This is a genomic window from Rhizobium sp. UGM030330-04, assembly GCF_003208455.1.
Lineage (GTDB): Bacteria > Pseudomonadota > Alphaproteobacteria > Rhizobiales > Rhizobiaceae > Agrobacterium > Agrobacterium rhizogenes_A.
Genome location: NZ_QKML01000004.1, coordinates 115,192 through 135,291, shown reverse-complemented (window position 1 = coordinate 135,291; position 20,100 = coordinate 115,192). Strand labels below are relative to the sequence as shown.

Genomic DNA, 20,100 nt, shown 5'->3' with positions numbered 1-20,100 from the left:
GCAGCGGTATCACCGCTACCCCTTTTTCAAAAGGGCTCTGCTACCTTCGACGAATAATGGGTGCTGCGTCCTCGGCTTGCTGTCCGAGGCTGAAGGCGCAACGCCTGTGGAAGAACGCAGGAGTTCGTCAGACGATTGGCTTCGTCTGTTTACGAAGCATGGAGCACGCATCGATGAAGGCGCGCAGCTTCGGTTGGCTTTGAGCCGCCCTGGTGAAATAGAGGAACAGACCGTCTCCCCCGGGAGAGTAGTCGAGTAGCGCGGGTTCGAGCAGTCCCTGCGCAAGTTCTCCGGACGTATGGAAGGTCGAGGAATAGATCAATCCGAGGCCCTGGGTTGCAAATTGCCGCATGAGCTCACCGTCGTTGACTGTGAGTGGTCCATCGGGCTCGATACGCAATGTCTGGCCGTCATCCAGAAACTCCCACCTGTAGATGTCGCCTTTTTCAGGACGCCGGAAGCGGATGCATTTGTGCCGGGTGAGTTCGCCGGGAGTATCGGGTTTGCCGTACTTTTCGAAATATTCCGGAGATCCGAAGACGGCCCAGTTGAAAGGCGGCGACAATCTGATCGCTATCATGTCCTGCGGCACATAAGATCCGAGCAATATTCCCGCGTCATATCCCTGAGCAACGAAGTCATGGTGCTGATTGCTGACGGTGACATCCACGTTCACGAGAGGCCAGGTTCTACGGAACAGGGGCATCACAGGCTCAAGGACATGCGGAATGGCAAGTCGTTCCATGATGAGCCGTAGCGTCCCGGAGGGCTCGAGCGCTGACTGCAACGTCTCCTCGAAACTCGATTCGATCAAATGAGCCGCCGGACCGACCTTTGAAAGAAGCCGCTCGCCTGCCTCGGTCATCGACATCTTCCTCGTCGTGCGATGAAAGAGAGGGGTGGCAAGCCTGCGCTCCAGCTTCTGCAAAGCCTGACTGATCGCGCCCGGTGTTACCCCCAGCTCCAGCGCAGCTTTTCGGATGCTTTTATGCTTCGCGATTGCCAGGAATTCAGACAATCCATCGAAGGCATCATGACGAGTCATCTCGTGATCCAGCTTTCCCGTTCGAAACGTGGCACATTGCGCTAGAAGCAGGATAATGAAGCTTTTCTAAACAATCCATATAGAAACATGGCACTTATTTTTCTAATCGAGGCCAGACATATCAGGGGCGTATCAACAAACCGAGGAATGGATATGTCTCTTTTCAACAAAGTCGCCGGTGTCTGCGCCGCCATCGTTACTTTTGTGGCGCTACCTGCTCACTCATTCGCCCAGCAGGCCGAGGCGGCAGCGAAGAAAATTCTAATCGTCGTGTCGAGCCTAGACAAAAAAACGCCCGAACTCGTCGGCGGATACTGGTTCCCTGAACTCACTCATCCCGTAGAAGTGTTTGATGAAGCCGGGATCGATTTCGACATTGCAAGCCCCAAAGGCGGGCTGTCTCCCTTCGATGGGTTCGATCTGAAGGATCCGGCAACACTTGCATTCTGGACAAACCCGGATCACCGCAACAAAATCGCCAACTCGATCAAGCTGTCCGACGTCGACACCTCACAATATGCCGCCGTCCAGCTCGTCGGTGGTCATGGCCCGATGTGGGATTTTGTCGACGATGCGGACCTTCAGGATATTGTCCGGAAGATTTACGAGAGCAACGGCATCGTCAGCGCCGTCTGCCATGGCCCGGCGGGCCTTCTCAATGTCAGGCTGAGCAACGGTGAAAGCCTGATCAAGGGGCGTCAGCTGACGGGCTTTACAGCGGAAGAGGAAGCTTTCCGCCAATACGACAAGATTGTCCCTTTCGAGCTTGAAGCCGCGCTGAAGAACGCGGGCGCAACTTTCGAGGAGGCGCCGATTTTCGAGAACAAGGTCGTCGTCGACGGCCGCCTGATTACAGGTCAGAACCCGGCGTCCGCCAAGGCTTTCGCCGAGGCCATCGTGAAGGCGCTTGAGACCAGACCGCAATAATCCACAGCGGCGCAAGGTGTCACGCATTTCCTTTGCAAGCGTGACACCACCATGCTCCCGTATAGAAGCGTTCGACAAGATAACCCGTATTCTCCAACCCAGGTCAGGGCCGCGATGCCCGGCTGTCGAAGGCCACAGGGCATTCTGGAAGGTCGATTGTTACGATCCGGGCTTCCATTTGACTCTGCGGACCCAGCCCATCCCGTTGTCACCAGGCAGGCATTCGCCATCATGCTGGTCGGGCAATACTGCGATCAGGAACCACAACAAAACCGGGGAAGGCGCAGGAACAACCCGCCCCTAGCGATAGGCATAAACATACCGCGCGATATTGTCGTAAAAGCTCGAAAGATAGGCCGGAATCCGTTTGAAACGGGCGAACTTGCTGCCGCGATATTCGGCCCGCGTGCCGATCAGCGTGTCCGGGTCGCCGAACGGCAGGAAATCCCTGTCGGTGACATAGACTTCCGTGCCGTAACCCCAGCCGCAGTCCAGAGCGCGGTCGAAAGGCAGCGTCATCACCCTTGCCGCTTTGAGAAACTGCCCCGCTCCGCCACGCGAAATGATGTAGCAGGCCGATGATCCCTGCGGACCGTAGATGCAGCGGCCGAACGTGTCGCCAAGCGCGCTGGTTTTCCGGCCCTTGAAACCGCTGCGGCGGTGGTTGGTCAGTTTCACGATCGCATTTTCCGGCATCACCGCAACCATGGCCCTGACCCGTTCGGAAAATTCCGGCGTGAAGGCAACGTCGTCTTCAACGATCACCGCCACCGGCGCATCGGTGGCAAGGAATATCTCCAGCGCCTTTATATGGCTGGCGTAGCAGCCATATTCACCGGCAAGCGCATGGCGGCCATTGCGCAACTCGAAACCGCGCCGGTCGAAATCCGTCCAGTCGGCGGGCGCGACAGCCTTGCCGTCGACGCCCTCCACCGGGCGCAGATCCAGCCCGAGACCGGCGGCGCCCTCCAGCATCTTTTCAAGCCTTGCCCGCGCCCGGGCAATGGAAATGATGTAGATGGGGAAAGTCGGGATCGGCAGCATTCGGAAAACACCATGCACGTGAAGACGGGAAACCGTCTCCTACAGCAAGGTGCAAGCGTCGTCCATTCGGACACCCGAAAGACGCGGCTCCATCAGCTCTGCGTGAATGGATTTCCGGGCGGGCGGCCCAGGCTTTGGAGCGCTCCGGTTTGACCGCTCACAGCACACGGCAGGAGATTATTTGCGGGCTGCGGTGCGGCGGCAGCGCCAGTTCCAGTCTCTCGGTTCGCCCGTGTCCATGTGGACAGATTCGGTATGGCAATAGGTGCCGACGCCACCACGGTCAGGCAGGGAGCGCAGATAGGTGGCAAGCTCCCATTTGGAGACACCCTTGATCTGGATGTCGGCGGCATCGCAGGTATAGTGCTTGGAACCCTGCCTTACGCGCTTGGGCGGGCGATAGCCCGAGGTGACGATCGCTGGGCTGTTATAGTGACGCTCGACATCCTTGATCATCCGGATCAGGTCGGGCTTGAAACAACCCACTTCGACACGGTCCGTCTGCAGGAGAAGCCCGTTCGGGGCAACGCGGGTCAGACCGGAAAGCGAGGCCAGCTTCATAAGGCCGGTCGGCTCGTTATCCTCGTCATCGAGATGGGCGTCATCAAATTCGTCCGACATCATCGAGCGGCCGGAAAGCGCAATGCCCATCGTCCTGTCCGCCGCGCCGGGCAGCGCCGCCACCTCGGTATTCACGGCAGCACCGTTTTCGATCATTTTCGGAAGCCGCTTCTTGGCGGCTCCGGCGAAAAATGCCGCAAGCGTTACGCCAGTACCCTCGCCTTCCTGTTTTTCGCCCCCGGACGCCGCGTTTGCGGCGGGTTGAGCAGCAGCGGCCGCAAGCTGCTGCGGCGCGGGGACCGGAACGGGCTCGCGGTTCTCACTGTGCTGTTCCGCCGCCGCCGCAACCGGTGCGGATGCGGGCTGGAGCTGCGCCGGCGCCGAATAAACGCTGCTGACGGCGGGAACGATTTTCTGCGACGGCGTGGCGCCGGCAGCATCGGCCGCTGCGGCGGAAGGCACTGCCGCACGGGCGGTGGAATAGATGCTGGACGTACCGGCGGAAATTGCCGTCGGTTGCGTCGTCAGGCCGCCAATATCGGCCGCAGCGCCATATACCTGCGCCGGGCCGCCCGGTGTCTGCTGCTGGGCCGGCATGGCTCCACCGGAGGCGGACGCCACGGCGGGGTCGACATAATGCCCCGGCTGAGCGCCGGCCGCAGGTGCGGCGACGGCCGCCGCGGCCGTCTGCGGCTTCTGCTGTGCCGTAATTTCCGGCTTCCTGGCATTGGCGGCCATCTCGTCATCCGTCACCGCCGAAACGCAGCCGGCAAGTCCGAGCAGCGAAACCGCAACGACAAGACGCTGACAGGAAACGCGTCCTTTCGCGCCCTCGACAGTTTTCATGGATGGCCTCCGTATCTTGCATTTCCAACAGCAGCACGGGAACGGAATCGTGTGCTTTCCCCAAACGGGACGGGCCGTTTCGATTCGCGGACTATGCCTCATCCCGTTGGGACAAGGCAAGAGCGCCCGAAAACGCCGCTGCTGGCCGGGAAAATCCCTTACCAGGAACCGCTATTCTGCATAGATATCCACGGTTCGGCTGGTGCGAGGCTTTCGCCCTTCTGCAGAATCTCGAAGGAAATACCGTCAGGCGAACGGACGAAGGCCATGTGCCCGTCGCGCGGCGGCCGGTTGATCACGATGCCATTCTGCTGAAGCCTGGCGCAGAAGTCGTAGATATTGTCGACTTCGTAAGCCAGATGGCCGAAATTGCGGCCGCCGGTGTAATCCTCGGTATCCCAGTTATAGGTGAGTTCGAGGCTCGGCGCCTTTTTTTCCTTCGCCGCAGCAATGTCGTCGCGCGCGGCAAGAAAAACCAGAGTGAATCGGCCTTTTTCGTTTTCGATTCGGCGTATTTCCGTAAGACCCAGCAGGTCGCAATAGAATTTCAGTGATTCGCCAAGGTCTTTGACGCGAACCATCGTGTGCAGATACCGCATTTTCTTCCTCTCCAATACACGGGTCCGGGGGCACTAAACGCCAGATGGCAAGCCCCGGACAAGGACCGCGACATAAAAGCAGCTGCGCAAATCAAAAACTAGGGCTTGCGTCGAACCGTTACCAAGATGTTAATCTGGCGCACAGGAATCAGTTGACCGATGTATGGCGCGTAATCGAGGGGTTGGCAGGATATGGCTGATAGGATGTCATCGAAGACGATAGTCGATCTCGAGGACCTTTCGGGCGATGCCGTGGACCTGACCGAAATCACCGGCGTCGTGAAGTGGTTCGACGTCGCCAAGGGTTTCGGCTTCATCGTGCCTGACAACGGCACGCAGGATGTGCTGCTGCACGTCTCCTGCCTGCGCCGTGACGGATACCAGACTATCCTCGAAGGTACGCGCATCGTCGCCCTCATCCAGCGGCGCGACCGCGGCTTCCAGGCTTTCCGCATCCTGTCCATGGACCAGTCGACCGCCGTTCACCCTTCGCAGCTGCCGCCGGTGCGCACCCATGTGCAGGTGACGCCGTCCAGCGGGCTGGAGCGCGCCATCGTCAAGTGGTTCAACCGTACCAAGGGTTTCGGCTTCCTGACGCGCGGCGAAGGAACGGAAGATATTTTCGTGCATATGGAAACGCTGCGCCGTTTCGGCCTGACGGAGCTTCGTCCCGGCCAGGTGGTGCTGGTGCGTTATGGTGATGGCGACAAGGGCCTGATGGCCGCGGAAATCCATCCCGACAACCCCGCTTCCATCGGGATGTCGCATTGATGGCCGCCCTGCGTGCCATGGTGAAAAGCGCCGTCATGGCGCTTCTTTTTTTCACCCTCGCCGGCACCGCCCAGTCCCAGGAACGGCAGACATTCTCGTCCGAACCGCTGACGGTCGAAACCGCTTCCGGTAAAACCCACGACTTCGTTGCCGAACTGGCGCTCGACAATGCCCAGCGCGAGCAGGGCCTGATGTTCCGCAAGTCCATGCCGCCGGAAAATGGGATGCTGTTCGATTTCGGTGAGGCACGGGATGTGGCCATGTGGATGCGCAACACCCTCATCCCGCTCGACATGCTGTTCATCGCACGCGACGGACGCATCACCCATATCCATGAAAATGCGGTTCCGCATTCGGAAGCGATCATCAGCTCCCGCGGTCCGGTAAAATTCGTGCTTGAACTGAATGGCGGCGCTGCAAAACGTTATGGCATCAAGCCGGGCGATATGGTCCGCAGTGCGCAGATCGGCAACCGGAAGTGACATTGCCGCGTTGTTGTATCTGAACGAGCCGGACGAAGCCCGTCCGGCTGTCGCAATGTTCAGTAGACCGGCTCGATATGGCTCAAAATCCGGCAGTTGGAAATGGAAGCGGCAAGATTGATGGCAATGTCGATCGCCTCGACCGAATCGGCCGTACCTTCCAGATAGATCACATCATTTTCAACGGTTGCGGAAATACGCGACTTTTCGAGACCCGATTCAAAGGCCAGGGCCGAGGTGATCGCCTGGCAAACGCCGGCCATGCGGTCTCCGAAGAAGCTTTCCTGAATGCCTGACAAATTGAACATATGCGTTCTCCTTCTTATGGACACAACAACGCCTGACAGGCGGTTTTGTTCATCTCCGGTTCATCTGTTTGTTCATCTTCCATTCATCTTGCAAAATTGGAACCCCCCGATCGATCACATTTTAGGTGATCGGGAACCATTTCGTGAGGCGGGCATTTCGCGCATGAGAGTAAAAACCGCCATGAAGGCGCGTGAAACAGGGAGGAGAATGACATGCTGATCAACAGAACGGAGCCGTGTCACCACGCCTCGTGGATGAAGCCGGTGGCGATCCACCTGCCGCTGTGCGTGGCCGTGGAGATCTACAGCCCGCTGGTCGCACTCGACATGCTGATGTACCGCTGGCCGGAAGAACACGGGCCGGAATATGAAGAAGCGCGCAGAAACTGCCTCGATGCCATCGCCGGCAAATGCGATATCGAAAAAGCCCGGGAATCGTTTCTCGTCGCAAGCAGTCACGCGCATATTCTGAACATCCACTAAAGTTCATTGCCCGTGGTGACGGATTGGGCCCTTCCCTGAGAAGGGCTTTTCTTTTGCCGGCGGCCAGATGCCGAAGCGCCATTTGCCACAGCACGCTCGCCGCCCATCCGTGGATGATGACATGTAACTGTCACCTAAACGTTATAATCGGCAGGAACGAATTCCATGGAATCGGTAGGCGGACAGACCGCCGGAAGCTAGGGAGTGGAACTGGCCAGCATGGAAACTGTCTTTGCCCTTTGCGCGATCCTGCTCCTTGCCTTCAATCTTCTCGGCGTCCTGCTGGCCGCATGGCGGCTGACACGTCGCGACGCGGACAACATGCTTGCGCGGCAAAAACCGCCGGTCTCCATCGTCGTGCCCCTGCGTGGGGTGGAAAGCTTTACCCCGCTGACGCTGTCGCGCGCCTTTGAGCTCGACTGGCCGGATTACGAATTGCTGTTCTGCGTCGCCGATGAATTCGATCCGGTGATTGACGAGGTGCGCCGGGCGAGCGCCGCCTTCCCGGCAATCGCGGCGCAGATTCTTATCGGCGACGACCGCATCAGCGCCAATCCCAAGCTGAACAATTGCGTCAAGGGCTGGCGCGCGGCCCGGCACGAATGGGTCATCCTCGCCGATTCGAACGTGCTGATGCCGAAATCCTATATAGCGACCATGATGTCGGCCTGGCGGCCAGATAGCGGGCTGGTCTGCTCACCGCCGCTCGGTTCGCGGCCGGCAGGCTTCTGGGCGCATGTGGAATGCGCCTTCCTCAACGGCTCGCAGGGCCGCTGGCAATATGCGGCGGAAGCGATCGGCATGGGTTTCGCGCAGGGCAAGTCGATGTTGTGGAACAAGCCGTTTCTGGAAGATCACGGCGGCATCCGCGCACTCGCCGCTGAAATTGCCGAGGACGCCGCCTCGACGAAACTGATCAGAAATGCCGGCCGCAAGGTGCATCTGGTTTCCGCCCCCTTTGAACAGCCCCTCGGCCATCGCCACGCCGGCGAAATCTGGTCGCGCCAGACCCGCTGGGCACGGCTGAGACGCGTGACCTTCCCGCAATATTTCGCACCGGAAATCCTCACCGGCGCGCTTCCCCCGCTTCTCTTCGCACTCGCCGCCGCTGCCATGATGGACTTGGACCTTGCCCCAACCGCCTTTGCCGTCCTCGCCATCATGTATGTCCCGGAGCTGGCGCTCGTCGCCCTCAACCGCTGGCCGCTGTCCCTTTATACGCTGCCCGCCATGATCGCCCGGGATATGATCATGCCGGTCGTCTGGGCCCGCAGCTGGATCGGCAGCGCGGTGGCCTGGCGTGGCAATGTCATGACGATCGGCACGGCAGAGAGCACATTGGCTGGACCTTCTGCAGACTGAACGGAAAATTCTTTGAAGGGGTTACGCCGGAAAGCTGATTCTTTGCTTTAAAATGGTCGGAGTGGAGAGATTCGAACTCCCGACCCTCTGGTCCCAAACCAGATGCGCTACCAGACTGCGCTACACTCCGCCGAGGCGATGGCTGGGGAATACACGGTTCACCTGAAGTCCGCAACAGGGAAATTCATCTTTGTTCAGCCTCGGCCCTCATCGACGAAATCTGCCGCCGGCGCGGCGGCGGCTGCAAAGGACAGCGCGGGATAATCGTCTTGACTCTCACATGAAGTCGGTCCATTTCAAATTCAGCGTTCCTGACACGATTTGGTTATTCTATTCAGGTACGTGAAGAATAATCCGGGGTGTCATGCCCCGCCGCCCAACCGGAGCAGTTTCAACATGTCTGCGAAGATTTACCGCCCTGCAAAAACCGCCATGCAATCCGGCAAGGCGAAGACCAATGTCTGGGTTCTGGAATTCGACGCCGAGGTTCCGCGCAAGATCGATCCGATCATGGGCTACACCTCCAGCTCCGACATGAAGCAGCAGGTCAAGCTGACATTCGAGACGCAGGAACAGGCCGAAGCCTATGCTCAGCGCAAGGGCATCGAATACCGCGTCATCCAGCCGAAAGAAACGACCCGCAAGGTGGTTTCCTACACGGATAATTTCCGTTTCAACCGCACCCAGCCCTGGACGCACTGAAACACGACGATCAAAGTTTTTGCCGGAGTATCGATTGCCCGGCATGACGGCCCCTTAGCTCAACTGGATAGAGCAACTGCCTTCTAAGCAGTAGGTCGCAGGTTCGAGTCCTGCAGGGGTCGCCACCGCTTCTCACATTATCCATGAATGACTGGTTTGGGTCCGATCGCAGCGCGCGATCAGTCTGCGTTAGTATCGCGGTTATTCTTCATGTTTCTCCATTTCACGAGATAGCCGAAACCCGGTCCGATCAGCATGTCGCCGATAACCCACTCGGCGAGCGTCAGGGGTCGCTCATCCGGGTCGTGGCCTGTCACGTAGAGGAAGAGAAAAAACACGACCACGCCGCTGATCAGGAGGGTGATCGGAAAAAGCACACTGTCGCGAAAACCTCTCATACATTCCATCTCCCTTGGCCGTGTTGATTGGGCGGTATTGCGCCATTAGCTGTCGCCGCGGTGCTCGCTGTCCTGATATGAAGTATTGCACCAGCGTCTTACGTAACTTATGTTGTTACGATAGACGCAAAAAAGGAGTTGTCGCTGTGGGTACATTTGATGGAAGGCAGGCTGATTATATCGAAGGAGCTAGACGCAACGTTCCAGGGCTCGATGGACTTCATCGCATGGCAGGACTGCTTTTGGCCGAACGGGTGCCCCAGGACGGGCGAGTGCTCGTGGTCGGTGCGGGTGGTGGCCTTGAGCTAAAAGCACTGTCTGAACAGCAGTCAGGTTGGAAATTTGATGGTGTCGATCCGTCATCGGACATGCTTGCATTGGCACAAAAAACGATTGGAAACCTTAGTGAGCGCACAGCTCTTCACAATGGCAACATCTCTGTTGCACCCGCTGGGCCTTTCGATGGTGCAGTATGTCTGCTCGTTTTCCACCATATCTCGCCCGAGGATAGGAAGGTCACGCTTGATGGCATTCGCCAGCGTCTACGACCGGGCTCGCCGTTCGTTCTAGCTCACGTCAGTTTCCCATTGAGCGAACCAGCTTACTCAACCTGGATCGAACGGCATGTCAAATTTGGCGCTTCTTCACAGATGGACGCCGATAGACGTAACGCAGCGAAGATAGGGATGAGAAAAGCCTTCATAAGGTCACCGGAAGAAGAACGAGAATATCTGCAGGAAGCAGGTTTCACGAGCATCACACAATTTTATCAAGCAATCAGTTTCCGCGGCTGGGTAGCCTACGCATGAGCGAACATAATTTCTTGCAAATGATATCCGTTCAGGGCCACACAGCGACTAGCGTGCTATAGTCCGACTGCCTGACGGAGGCGACGGGAGGAGTGGCGGAGGCTTTGGTATGGACACCGCCGTACTGCGTAATCGATGCCTGCCTTAATCGTTATGCAAAAGGAAGCCGGCTACCCCTCCTGAGATGAGCTAACCCCTCCTGCAATGGCCGCTTCGTGTATGAAGGTCATGACCGCTATGGGCCAATAGCCGTCATCAAAATCAGCGACGCCACCCCTAGGTCCAAATCGTCTCCAGAGACACCCGTCTTGGCCGTCTTGAATACTTACGCCGTCCATTCCGCCCCAAGCAGGAGCGCCAACGCCGGCCGTCTCGCCTACCCCTGCCCCATCAGCGTGAAGTAGCCCCACACTGCCACGAAAAACACGATGACAGCCGCAATCGCCAGCGCCTTCTTCGCTTTCGGCCCCAGCGGTTCGCGCGGCTTTTTCGGTGGCACCGGTTTGCGGAACTTCACCACGTTGTCGTTCATTTCATCATCGTCCTGAATGTCGCTGCTGAAACCTCTGCCCTAAAGGTGGCATCGGCCTTTCCGGTGTTTATCTCTAACAGACCAGAACTATCATAAATATTACCAAGTTTTCACTTCACCCTTGAGGCAAGCTATGTCACTTCCCACAATCAGAGGAATACAGAACGACAGATGGATGGACAAATCCGAGAGCGGTGACAACCCTCTGTGGTATTTTGAATTTTGCGGGTGACGAGAATGAATGACGCCAATACCAGTGGCAGCGACTCAAAAAACAGCCAGCCCGATCTGCGCGAGATTCTGGGAACGAACAGAAACGGCCGCAAGAAAAAGTCGCGTCGGTATCTCTATGCCGCAGCAGCCATCGTGCTGATTGGCGGCGGCCTTGGCTATTATTACCAGTCGCGCGCGGCAGGTGTCGCCTACAGCTACACGACCGAAGCCGCGCGTCAGGGTGATCTCTCGGTCATCGTCACCTCCACCGGCTCGGTTCAGCCAACGGATCAGGTCGATATATCGAGCGAACTGTCGGGCACCGTGCGCAAGGTCAACGTCACCTATAATAGCCCGGTCAAGGCCGGGGACGTATTGGCGGAGCTGGATACAAACAAGCTCGAAGCCGACGTGCAGAGCGCCCGTGCCAAGCTCGCCTCCGCCAAGGCCAGCGTGCTGAAGGCGCGCGCCGATCTCGGTTCGGCGAAAACCTCCATGGAGCGCCTGAGATCGCTGGTGCAGAACCGGGTCTCCAGCCAGCAGGATCTGGATGCGGCACAGTTCAGCCACGATGCCGCCGCCGCCACGCTTGACGTCAACGAGGCGACCGTGCTTTCGGCGGAAGCGGATCTGAGGCTCGCCGAGGTCAATCTCGGCAAGGCCAAGATCGTCTCGCCCATCGATGGCGTCATCCTCACCCGCAGCGTCGATCCCGGCGCCACCGTCGCCTCCTCGCTCAATGCCCCTGTCCTCTTCACCATCGCCGGCGATCTGCGCCACATGGAATTGCAGGTCTCGGTGGATGAGGCCGATGTCGGCAAGGTCGAAACCGGCCAGAAGGCCAATTTTAACGTCGATGCCTATCCCGACCGCAGTTTCCCGGCCGAGATCGAAACCGTGCGTTTCGCCTCCGAAACCGTATCCAACGTGGTGACCTACAAGGGCATATTGACGGTGGATAATGAAGAACTGCTGCTGCGCCCCGGCATGACGGCCACCGCCAATATCATCGTCGAGGAAATCAAGGATACGCTGCTGGTGCCGAATTCCGCGCTTCGTTATACGCCGCCGCGCGAATCCGCCTCCCGTGGCGGCGGGTTGATGAGCCTGTTCCGCCCGCCGCGGATGGGCCGCTCGCAGAACCGCGATGCCGGTCAGGCGGCCGCGGGCAAAAGGACGGTCTGGGTGCTGCGCAACAACACGCCAGTCTCCATCGCCATCGAAACCGGTTCCACCGACGGCCAGCATACCGTGGTAAAATCGGGCGAGTTGAAAGCCGATGACCAGGTGATTACCGACGCAACGGCCCGCAACGCCGGCTGACGGAGGAAAACCCATGCAACAGCCGCCGCTCATCGAATTCCGCGATGTCGTCAAGCAATATGGCCGCGGCGAAGCGACGATCCGCGCGCTCGATGGCGTCAGCCTCTCCATTCATGAGAAGGAATTCGTCGCCATCATGGGACCGTCCGGCTCCGGCAAATCCACCTCGATGAACATCATCGGCTGTCTGGATGTACCCACAGCTGGCGAATATCTGTTTCAGGGCGTGCCGACCAGCGGCTTCGACAATGAGCATCTGACGCTGCTGCGCCGGCATATGCTGGGTTTCGTGTTTCAGGGCTTCAACCTTCTGTCACGCACCTCGGCGGTGGAAAATGTCGAGCTACCGCTGATCTATCGCGGCATGAAGGCCTCGGAGCGGCGCGAGCGCGCCATGGAGGCGCTGGCGCAGGTAGGCCTGAAAGGTCGCGAGGACCACACCACGCAGGAGCTTTCCGGCGGCCAGCAACAGCGTGTGGCCATTGCCCGCGCCATCGTCACCCGCCCCGCTTTGCTTCTGGCCGACGAGCCGACCGGCAATCTCGATACCAAGACCAGCATCGAGATCATGGAACTGATCACCGCACTGAACCGCGACAGGGGCATCACGGTGGTCATGGTCACCCATGAAGAGGATATCGCCGCCCATGCGGGACGCCTGCTGCGCTTTGTCGACGGCCATCTCGCCTCCGACAGCGCCGCGGACGAAAAGGAGACATCGGATGTTCTTTGAAACGTCGCGTCTTGCGCTGCGCGCCATCAGCCGCAACCTCCTGCGCTCCTTCCTCACCGTGCTCGGCGTCGTCATCGGTGTGGCCGCCGTCATCGCCATGGTCACCATCGGCAACGGCACGACCGAACAGGTGAAATCGGAACTGTCGCGGCTCGGCACCAACATGCTGTTCGTTCGCCCCGGCCAGTTCGGCCCCGGAAGAGCGAGCACCGAAGCCAAGCGTTTCGATGACCGCGATGTCGAGGCGATCCGTAACCAGATATCGGGCATCCGCGCCGTCGCGCCACAGAACCGCAGTTCCGCCGCTACAGTCATTTTCGGCGGCAAGAACCACCAGACAAGCGTCATCGGCACCACCAACGACTATCTGATCGCGCAGGACTGGACCATTGCGCTCGGCCGCGAATTCCAGCCCGCCGAAGATCGCGGTGGCCAGATCGGCTGCATCATCGGCGAAACGGTGCGCCAGGAACTCTTCGGCGCGGAAAACCCGGTGGGACAGACGGTGCGTGTCAGCAATATCTCCTGCCCCGTCATCGGTGTGCTGGCCAGAAAAGGCCAGTCCGGCCTCGGTGACGATCAGGACGACACGATCATCATGCCGCTGAAAATCCACCAGCGGCGCATCGGCGGCACCACCACCATTTCCTCGATCATGGTCTCGGCACAGGATGGCGTTTCCACCGCCAAGGTGCAGAGCGACCTGCAGAACCTGCTGCGCGAGCGCCGCCGCATCAACATCGGCCGCGAGGATGATTTTACCGTCAACGATATGACGCAGATCGCCTCGGCCATGACCGGCACGACGACGCTGCTGACGGGGCTTTTAGGCGCGGTCGCCGCCGTCAGCCTGCTGGTCGGCGGCATCGGTATCATGAACATCATGCTGGTTTCGGTGACTGAACGCACCCGCGAGATCGGCATTCGTCTCGCCATCGGCGCGCTGGAAAAACAGGTGCTGACGCAGTTTCTGGTGGAAGCCGTCATGCTGTCGGCCTTCGGTGGCCTCGTCGGCATCCTCACCGGCCTCGGCCTCGCTTATGCCGTCGTCGGTTATCTCAACGTGCCCTTCGTCACCAGCCCGTCGATCATCTTCCTTGCCTTTGCATTTTCGGCGGCCATCGGCGTGATTTTCGGCTATTTCCCGGCACGGCGGGCGGCGAGTTTAAGCCCGATAGAAGCGTTGCGGCATGAATGAAAGCCGGCGTTCAAACCGCAACCGGCCTTATGTGAGAAGAAATCGCAACCTCCACGTCTTCCTGGTGGATTGACCCGATCCGCTCTAATCGCTCGCCGGGGAATGTGCACTGGCCGCCCATTCTTCGAGCGCGCGCTCCACATCGTCCTGATAGGACGGCAGGTTTTCCTTTTCACTGATGGCACGGAGATACATTTCCACGGCATCCCGCTGCAAAGGGGTCAATAAGGAAAACGTCTCCTGGCATCCGCACAAATAGGGTGTGAATTCGTGCCTGTAGTCGCCATCGAGATCGGCGATCATATAGGCGGGCAAATGAAATCGCATTCCTTCAGCATCAAGGAAGGCTGGGCTGCCGGAATGTCTGTTGAGGTCCTTCAGCGGGATCGCGGCCCAATCAGTCTTCTCATCGCCAGCACGACATGCGGCGCGAACCTCATTGCTCGCATAATCATCAAGCGCCTGCGCCTCGGACAGGCCGACGCCGCCGCCCAGGGTAACATCCGCGAATGCCTCTCGCACCGCGGCTTTCGCATTCGCGATATTATCGGGTTGCGGCCTCATCAAATCGTCTGACTGTTCAATGATGGGCTCCCCCACTCCCGTCGCCATGCACTGTCGGCCAGTCTCCACCCTCGGTCCGCTCGAGCGGGGGACTGTTCAACGCGTCACCCTTGGACGCCGCAGATCCCTTTATCTCCTCCCAGTAGAACGCAAGGCAAACAATACCGGCAATCAGCGTCAGGCCGGCCACGACGCTGGCGACGATCAGCCCTATCGTCCAAATATCAATCGAGGCGCCGCTGATATCCATCCCGTTCACTCTCCACGATCCAATCCTGCCGGCGGTCCGAAACGCCTTCCAGCATGGGTGGCAGGCGGTTCCGCCCCTCCGCCAAACCTCGCAGAATATCCGACAACCTTGCTGATCTTGCGTCAGGGCGTCAATCGGATAGGCTCGCCCTCAAGTTTACCGGATGGAGTATGGATGTTCAAATCGGTATCGGACAGCGCCGCTGCCGCAGACGGCGGTTCGCTCGCCCTCTTCGTCGAACGGATTGACGGACAGACGGAGCTGTTTGTGATCAATCGCTCCCTCGCGTCACGCGGGACGCCCGACTACAACAAAGTCAGCTCAAGCCTTCGGTCACTTGCCGGGGAGGATTGCGGGAAGATCGCTGCGGCTCTCGAGTCGCTGTTGATGACGACGCCATCGATTCATCCGCTGGCGGATTTTATCGATACGCTGAAACAGCAGTCATCGTCCTCCGAGAACTGATTTCCGGTGACAATCAGTTCCGGGAAACGGAAGCTCAGACCTGTCCTCCGTCATCCCCGGGCTTGACCCGAGGATCTACGCACATTTCATGCGATGTGAGGGGAATGGATCCTCGGGTCAAGCCCGAGGATGACGTCGCGTTTGCAGGAATGCTGCGTGCACAATGAAAGGCCCCCCGCGCCATCGAAGAGCCCACGCAAGCGATCAAACGCTCGCTTCAGCCTCACGCTGCTTCGCCAGCGCCGCCAGATCGGCAGGTTTCAGCTCAACCGATTCACCGCAGCCGCAGGCGGATGTCTGGTTCGGATTGTTGAAGGTGAAACCGGAGCGCATCTTGGTCACTTCGAAATCCATCTGGGTGCCGAGCAGATAAAGCACGGCGGAAGGCTGAACCCAGACCTTCGCCCCTTCGAATTCGACCAGATCGTCCTTCGCATCCGGCTCGGTCACGAGATCGATGGTATATTCCATGCCCGCGCAGCCACCCTTCTTGATGCCGACGCGCACGCCCCTGGCATCCGGTCCGGAATTTTCGACGATTGCTTTAACACGCGAGGCGGCAGCCCCGGTCATGGTCATGATCGCAAAGCCCATGGGCCCATTCTCCTTCGACAATCGAGTTCAAGGCTCGATGCTTATGGAATTCAATTTAAGTGCGCCGGACGATGTCATCAAGGGATGACATCCGTCAAAATCACGTCAGTACCAGCCGACGGCGACCTGTGCTTCTTCCGACATACGGTCCGGTGTCCACGGCGGATCGAAGGTCATCGATACCTCGACGCCGGAAACACCCTCGACAGCACCAACCGCGTTTTCCACCCAGCCCGGCATTTCACCGGCCACCGGGCAGCCGGGCGCCGTCAGCGTCATGACGATCTTCACCATCCGGTCATCCTCGATGTCGATCTTGTAGACGAGACCGAGTTCGAAGATATCGGCCGGAATTTCCGGGTCGTAGACGGTCTTCAGCGCCGCGATCACATCGTCGCTGAGGCGTGCCAACTCATCCGGCGGAATGGTCGAAACCTTTTCCTGAGCTTCGGTCGCATCCTGGGTCTTTGCAGTGGCTTCGGCAGTCATGGTCTTAAACCTCAATCCTGATCTCTCAAATCCCGATATCAGGCGAAAAATTTGCGCGCATATTCCAGCGCCTCAACAAGAGAGTCTACTTCGGCGCGGGTATTGTAAAGGCCGAACGATGCCCGGCATGTGGAGGTGACGCCAAAGCGTTTCAAGAGTGGCATGGCGCAATGGGTGCCCGCACGGACCGCAACGCCGCGCCGGTCGATCACCATCGAAACATCATGGGCGTGAATGCCCTCAAGTTCGAAGGAGAAGATACCGCCCTTGTCAGGCGCATTGCCGATGATGCGCAGCGAATTGATCTCGCGCAACCGCTCCGCGGCGTAAGCGGCAAGATCGGCCTCGTGAGCAGCAATTGCGGCACGGCCGAGATTGTCCATGTAGTCGAGCGCGTAACCGAGGCCGATGGCCTGCACGATGGGCGGCGTGCCCGCTTCGAAACGGTGCGGCGGCTCGTTGTAGGTCACATTGTCTTCGGAAACGTCGAGGATCATCTCCCCACCGCCCTGGAACGGCCGCATCTCGCGCAGGCGATCCGCCTTGCCATAGAGCACGCCGATGCCGGAGGGTCCGTAAAGCTTGTGGCCGGTCATCACATACCAGTCGCAATCGATATCGCGCACATCGACCGGCATGTGAACAGCGCCCTGGCTGCCATCGATCAACACCGGGATGCCGCGCTCATGGGCGATGCGGCAGATCTCCTTGACCGGCACGATGGTACCGAGCGCATTCGACATATGGGTGATGGCGACGAGCTTGGTGCGCTCCGTCAGGCTTTTTTCGAAAGCCTCGATATGAAACGCGCCGTCATCATCCACAGGCACCCAGACGAGCTTGGCGCCCTGCCGCTCGCGGATGAAATGCCACGGCACGATGTTGGAGTGATGCTCCATGATCGAGATGACGATCTCGTCGCCCTCACCGATCTTGGGCATGCCGTAACCATAGGCAACCGTATTGATCGCCTCGGTGGAGGATTTGGTGAAGACGATCTCGTCCACCGAACCGGCGTTCAGGAACCGGCGCACCTTTTCGCGCGCCGCCTCATAGGCGTCGGTTGCGGCATTGGAGAGGAAATGCAGGCCGCGATGCACATTGGCATATTCGTTCGCATAAGCATGCGAAACGGCGTCGATCACCACCTGCGGTTTTTGAGCGGACGCGCCGTTGTCGAGATAGACCAGCGGCTTGCCATAGACTTCGCGCGACAGGATCGGGAAATCCCGGCGCACGGCTTCGATGTCATAAGGGGCCGCCACTGCGGCGCGTTCGCTCTCAGGCATGATGTTCCAGCCAGCCGGAGATGATCGTCTCCAGCGCCTCTACCAGATTTTCTTCTTCCAGTTCCTCGACGATCTCGGCGACGAAGGCGTTGACGAGCATCGCCCGCGCCTTTGCCCGCGGCACACCGCGCGCCATCAGGTAATAGAGATGGTTGTCGCTGATATCGGCAACCGTCGCACCATGGCCGCACTGAACGTCGTCAGCGAAGATTTCCAGTTCCGGCTTTGCCGAGAACTCGCCATCGTCAGACATCAGCAACGTATTGCAGGCCATTTTCGCGTCGGTCTTCTGGGCATCGGGCGCCACCCGGATCATGCCCTGGAAAATGCCCTTGGCACGGTCGAACACCACGTTGCGGAACACTTCCGTCGAGGTCGTGTTCGGCACGTTGTGGCCAAGAACCATCGTCACATCGGTATGGGTTTCGCCGCCCAGAAGGTTGACGCCGCGAACGATGAGGTCCGTGCCCTCGCCTTCCACGTCGATGCGCAGTTCCTGTCGCACCAGCTTGCCGCCGGCATTGACAATGAACAGGCGAATCTTGGCGTCCGCACCGATTTTCATGCGCAGCTGGCCAAGATGGATATCGGCCGCACCCTGTTGCTGCAGGATGATCCAGGTCATTTCCGCGCCATCTTCAACGACGATGTCGGTAACGGACGAAACAAAGGCTGCATCGGGCGTCACCGAAAGGTGACGCTCGATGACGGTTGCCTTGGAACCCTTGCCGAAACGGACCGGGAAGCGGCTGTGAACCTGGCCTGCCCCATGGACCGCCTGCAATTCGATCGGCTTTTCGATCTCAGCATCGGCCGGAATCTCGAGCACCAGACCATCGCGCACGAAGCTGCCATTGATACGGCCGATCGCGTCATCCTTGCTGGCTTCCGCAAGGCCGGCGGCAGCGGAACCGTCAGCCAGGCTCTCGGCAAAGCGCGACACGCGGATGTCTTCAATCTTGCCGATATCGGCCGTGCCGTGCTGCATATAGGCAACCAGCGAACCGGCAATCGTCGGCGCCTGCTTCTCGATAACCGGCGCGGGCCGGTCTTCCGGAACGGCACGCAGCAGGCTTTTCAGATCGGTATAGTGCCATGCTTCGATGCGGCGGGTCGGAAGACCGCCGGTCTTCAGATCATCAAACAGCACGTCACGGGCGGCAACAACAGCGCCATCGCCCGGCAGTTCGCTGAACTTGGCGGTGTAGGCGTCGACCAGCGCGGTTTCCGCTGGCGTCAGCCGGTTGGTAGCTTGAATGTTCATGGACATCACCTCCTGGCCTCTGGCTTAGGCCGCTTCACCGATGATGTCGGCGTAACCGTTGTTTTCCAGCTCCAGCGCCAGAGCCTTGTCACCCGAGCGGATGATCTTGCCCTTGTAGAGAACGTGAACGCTATCAGGCACGATGTAATCGAGCAGGCGCTGATAGTGGGTGATGACAACGGTGGCGCGATCCGGCGACTTCAGCGCGTTGACGCCGTCAGCCACGATCTTCAGGGCGTCGATGTCGAGACCGCTATCGGTTTCATCGAGAACGCAGAGCTTCGGCTCCAACAGCGCCATCTGCAGGATTTCAGCGCGCTTCTTCTCACCACCGGAGAAGCCGACATTGAGCGGACGCTTCAGCATCTCCATGTCGATCTTCAGATCGCCAGCGGCTTCCTTGACGCGGCGGATGAAGTCCGGCGTCGTCAACTCAGACTCGCCGCGCGCCTTGCGCTGCTCGTTCATCGCAACCTTCAGGAACTGCATGGTGGCGACACCGGGAATTTCGACCGGGTACTGGAAGGCAAGGAAGATGCCCTTGGCCGCACGCTCGGCGGCATCCAGTTCCAGAATGCTTTCGCCGTTATAGAGAATGTCACCGGAGGTGACTTCATAGTCCTCGCGGCCCGACAGGATGTAGGACAGCGTCGACTTGCCGGAACCGTTCGGCCCCATGATGGCAGCAACCTCACCGGCAGCAACCTTCAGGTTGAGACCCTTGATGATCTCGGTTTCGGTATCGGCGATCTTTGCGTGCAGGTCGATGATTTCAAGCATGGTTTTGTTCCTGTTCATGGTGCGGTTTCAAGGACCGCCTCGTGCGCCCCGTCAGGGCTTGTCTCAAAT

Annotated in this window: 25 protein-coding genes and 2 tRNA genes; 12 read left to right on the top strand and 15 right to left on the bottom strand. The window is 59.1% G+C overall.

All coding sequences use genetic code 11. From position 1 onward, the window contains the following. Positions 1–127 precede the first annotated feature (127 nt). Entirely contained in the window at positions 128–1,045 is a 918-nt protein-coding gene (locus N434_RS07685) for a LysR family transcriptional regulator (RefSeq protein ID WP_065115914.1), read from the bottom strand. Positions 1,046–1,198: 153 nt separating this feature from the next. Here N434_RS07685 and N434_RS07680 point away from each other — a divergent pair, with 153 nt between their 5' ends. Next, a complete protein-coding gene (locus N434_RS07680; RefSeq protein ID WP_110757211.1) occupies positions 1,199–1,972 on the top strand; it encodes a type 1 glutamine amidotransferase domain-containing protein in 774 nt (257 codons plus the stop codon). A 300-nt stretch (positions 1,973–2,272) separates the two neighbouring features. Here N434_RS07680 and N434_RS07675 read toward each other — a convergent pair whose 3' ends face one another. The 3 genes from N434_RS07675 to N434_RS07660 form a co-directional block, all read right to left on the bottom strand. After that, on the bottom strand, positions 2,273–3,016 hold the full coding sequence (locus N434_RS07675; protein WP_110756981.1) for a glycosyltransferase family 25 protein: 744 nt from the start codon (positions 3,014–3,016) through the stop codon (positions 2,273–2,275). Between the two features lie 177 nt (positions 3,017–3,193). Beyond that, positions 3,194–4,423 carry a YcbK family protein gene (locus N434_RS07670; RefSeq protein WP_181423910.1) on the bottom strand — a complete coding sequence of 410 codons (1,230 nt, stop codon included), beginning with the start codon at positions 4,421–4,423 and terminating at the stop codon, positions 3,194–3,196. Positions 4,424–4,581: 158 nt separating this feature from the next. Further along, positions 4,582–5,022: a VOC family protein gene (locus N434_RS07660; RefSeq protein WP_110756978.1), complete on the bottom strand. Its 441-nt coding sequence runs from the start codon at positions 5,020–5,022 to the stop codon at positions 4,582–4,584. A gap of 192 nt (positions 5,023–5,214) precedes the next feature. On the opposite strand from N434_RS07660, the gene N434_RS07655 reads away from it, so the two are divergent. Further along, a complete protein-coding gene (locus tag N434_RS07655; RefSeq protein ID WP_065115918.1) occupies positions 5,215–5,793 on the top strand; it encodes a cold-shock protein in 579 nt (192 codons plus the stop codon). After that, positions 5,793–6,275, top strand: coding sequence for a DUF192 domain-containing protein (locus N434_RS07650; RefSeq protein ID WP_181423909.1), 483 nt, complete (start codon positions 5,793–5,795; stop codon positions 6,273–6,275). The genes N434_RS07655 and N434_RS07650 overlap by 1 nt, the downstream gene beginning before the upstream one ends. 59 nt (positions 6,276–6,334) lie before the next feature. Here the strand turns inward: N434_RS07650 and N434_RS07645 are convergent, their stop codons facing one another. Continuing rightward, a complete protein-coding gene (locus N434_RS07645) occupies positions 6,335–6,583 on the bottom strand; it encodes a BON domain-containing protein (protein WP_003522642.1) in 249 nt (82 codons plus the stop codon). Positions 6,584–6,796: 213 nt separating this feature from the next. On the opposite strand from N434_RS07645, the gene N434_RS07640 reads away from it, so the two are divergent. Continuing rightward, positions 6,797–7,066, top strand: a complete 270-nt coding sequence (locus N434_RS07640) for a DUF982 domain-containing protein (protein ID WP_035242407.1) — start codon at positions 6,797–6,799, stop codon at positions 7,064–7,066. A gap of 219 nt (positions 7,067–7,285) precedes the next feature. Beyond that, positions 7,286–8,428, top strand: a complete 1,143-nt coding sequence (locus tag N434_RS07635) for a ceramide glucosyltransferase (protein WP_110757206.1) — start codon at positions 7,286–7,288, stop codon at positions 8,426–8,428. A 53-nt stretch (positions 8,429–8,481) separates the two neighbouring features. Here N434_RS07635 and N434_RS07630 read toward each other — a convergent pair. Then, positions 8,482–8,558: transfer RNA gene (locus tag N434_RS07630), tRNA-Pro, on the bottom strand. 266 nt (positions 8,559–8,824) lie between these two features. Between N434_RS07630 and N434_RS07625 the strand changes: the two genes are divergently transcribed. Both N434_RS07625 and N434_RS07620 read left to right on the top strand, forming a co-directional pair. Further along, on the top strand, positions 8,825–9,130 hold the full coding sequence (locus N434_RS07625) for an ETC complex I subunit (RefSeq protein WP_110756977.1): 306 nt from the start codon (positions 8,825–8,827) through the stop codon (positions 9,128–9,130). 48 nt (positions 9,131–9,178) lie between these two features. Continuing rightward, positions 9,179–9,255: transfer RNA gene (locus N434_RS07620), tRNA-Arg, on the top strand. A 54-nt stretch (positions 9,256–9,309) separates the two neighbouring features. On the opposite strand, the gene N434_RS07615 is transcribed toward N434_RS07620, so the two are convergent. Further along, positions 9,310–9,528, bottom strand: a complete 219-nt coding sequence (locus N434_RS07615; RefSeq protein WP_110757204.1) for a hypothetical protein — start codon at positions 9,526–9,528, stop codon at positions 9,310–9,312. A gap of 227 nt (positions 9,529–9,755) precedes the next feature. Between N434_RS07615 and N434_RS07610 the strand changes: the two genes are divergently transcribed. Beyond that, positions 9,756–10,337 carry a class I SAM-dependent methyltransferase gene (locus N434_RS07610; protein ID WP_110756975.1) on the top strand — a complete coding sequence of 194 codons (582 nt, stop codon included), beginning with the start codon at positions 9,756–9,758 and terminating at the stop codon, positions 10,335–10,337. Positions 10,338–10,713: 376 nt separating this feature from the next. Here the strand turns inward: N434_RS07610 and N434_RS07605 are convergent, their stop codons facing one another. After that, positions 10,714–10,869 (bottom strand): hypothetical protein, encoded by a 156-nt coding sequence (locus N434_RS07605; protein ID WP_077767584.1) that lies wholly within the window; start codon positions 10,867–10,869, stop codon positions 10,714–10,716. A gap of 237 nt (positions 10,870–11,106) precedes the next feature. Between N434_RS07605 and N434_RS07600 the strand changes: the two genes are divergently transcribed. The 3 genes from N434_RS07600 to N434_RS07590 are packed head-to-tail and all read left to right on the top strand — an operon-like array spanning position 11,107 to position 14,336. After that, on the top strand, positions 11,107–12,405 hold the full coding sequence (locus N434_RS07600) for an efflux RND transporter periplasmic adaptor subunit (RefSeq protein ID WP_110756973.1): 1,299 nt from the start codon (positions 11,107–11,109) through the stop codon (positions 12,403–12,405). A 13-nt stretch (positions 12,406–12,418) separates the two neighbouring features. After that, positions 12,419–13,138 carry an ABC transporter ATP-binding protein gene (locus N434_RS07595; RefSeq protein WP_065115923.1) on the top strand — a complete coding sequence of 240 codons (720 nt, stop codon included), beginning with the start codon at positions 12,419–12,421 and terminating at the stop codon, positions 13,136–13,138. Further along, on the top strand, positions 13,128–14,336 hold the full coding sequence (locus tag N434_RS07590; protein ID WP_065115924.1) for an ABC transporter permease: 1,209 nt from the start codon (positions 13,128–13,130) through the stop codon (positions 14,334–14,336). Before N434_RS07595 ends, N434_RS07590 begins: the two co-directional genes overlap by 11 nt. Before the next feature lie 84 nt (positions 14,337–14,420). On the opposite strand, the gene N434_RS07585 is transcribed toward N434_RS07590, so the two are convergent. After that, positions 14,421–14,948: a DUF6714 family protein gene (locus N434_RS07585; RefSeq protein WP_110756971.1), complete on the bottom strand. Its 528-nt coding sequence runs from the start codon at positions 14,946–14,948 to the stop codon at positions 14,421–14,423. Further along, complete coding sequence (locus N434_RS07580) at positions 14,917–15,150, bottom strand: hypothetical protein (protein ID WP_065115926.1); 234 nt, start codon at positions 15,148–15,150, stop codon at positions 14,917–14,919. Before N434_RS07580 ends, N434_RS07585 begins: the two co-directional genes overlap by 32 nt. A 174-nt stretch (positions 15,151–15,324) precedes the next feature. Between N434_RS07580 and N434_RS07575 the strand changes: the two genes are divergently transcribed. Continuing rightward, complete coding sequence (locus N434_RS07575; protein WP_110756970.1) at positions 15,325–15,615, top strand: hypothetical protein; 291 nt, start codon at positions 15,325–15,327, stop codon at positions 15,613–15,615. Positions 15,616–15,819: 204 nt separating this feature from the next. Here the strand turns inward: N434_RS07575 and sufA are convergent, their stop codons facing one another. From sufA to sufC, 5 genes are all read right to left on the bottom strand, one after another. Next, positions 15,820–16,209 carry a Fe-S cluster assembly scaffold SufA gene (sufA, locus tag N434_RS07570; RefSeq protein WP_059760334.1) on the bottom strand — a complete coding sequence of 130 codons (390 nt, stop codon included), beginning with the start codon at positions 16,207–16,209 and terminating at the stop codon, positions 15,820–15,822. A gap of 105 nt (positions 16,210–16,314) precedes the next feature. After that, the gene (locus N434_RS07565; RefSeq protein ID WP_110756968.1) at positions 16,315–16,698 is read right to left on the bottom strand and encodes an SUF system Fe-S cluster assembly protein; all 384 of its coding nucleotides are present in this window, start codon (positions 16,696–16,698) and stop codon (positions 16,315–16,317) included. A gap of 38 nt (positions 16,699–16,736) precedes the next feature. Then, on the bottom strand, positions 16,737–17,987 hold the full coding sequence (locus N434_RS07560; protein ID WP_110756966.1) for a cysteine desulfurase: 1,251 nt from the start codon (positions 17,985–17,987) through the stop codon (positions 16,737–16,739). Next, positions 17,980–19,251 carry a Fe-S cluster assembly protein SufD gene (gene sufD, locus N434_RS07555; protein ID WP_110757202.1) on the bottom strand — a complete coding sequence of 424 codons (1,272 nt, stop codon included), beginning with the start codon at positions 19,249–19,251 and terminating at the stop codon, positions 17,980–17,982. The genes N434_RS07560 and sufD overlap by 8 nt, the downstream gene beginning before the upstream one ends. A 24-nt stretch (positions 19,252–19,275) precedes the next feature. After that, positions 19,276–20,031 carry a Fe-S cluster assembly ATPase SufC gene (gene sufC / locus N434_RS07550; protein WP_003522658.1) on the bottom strand — a complete coding sequence of 252 codons (756 nt, stop codon included), beginning with the start codon at positions 20,029–20,031 and terminating at the stop codon, positions 19,276–19,278. Between the last annotated feature and the right edge of the window lie 69 nt (positions 20,032–20,100).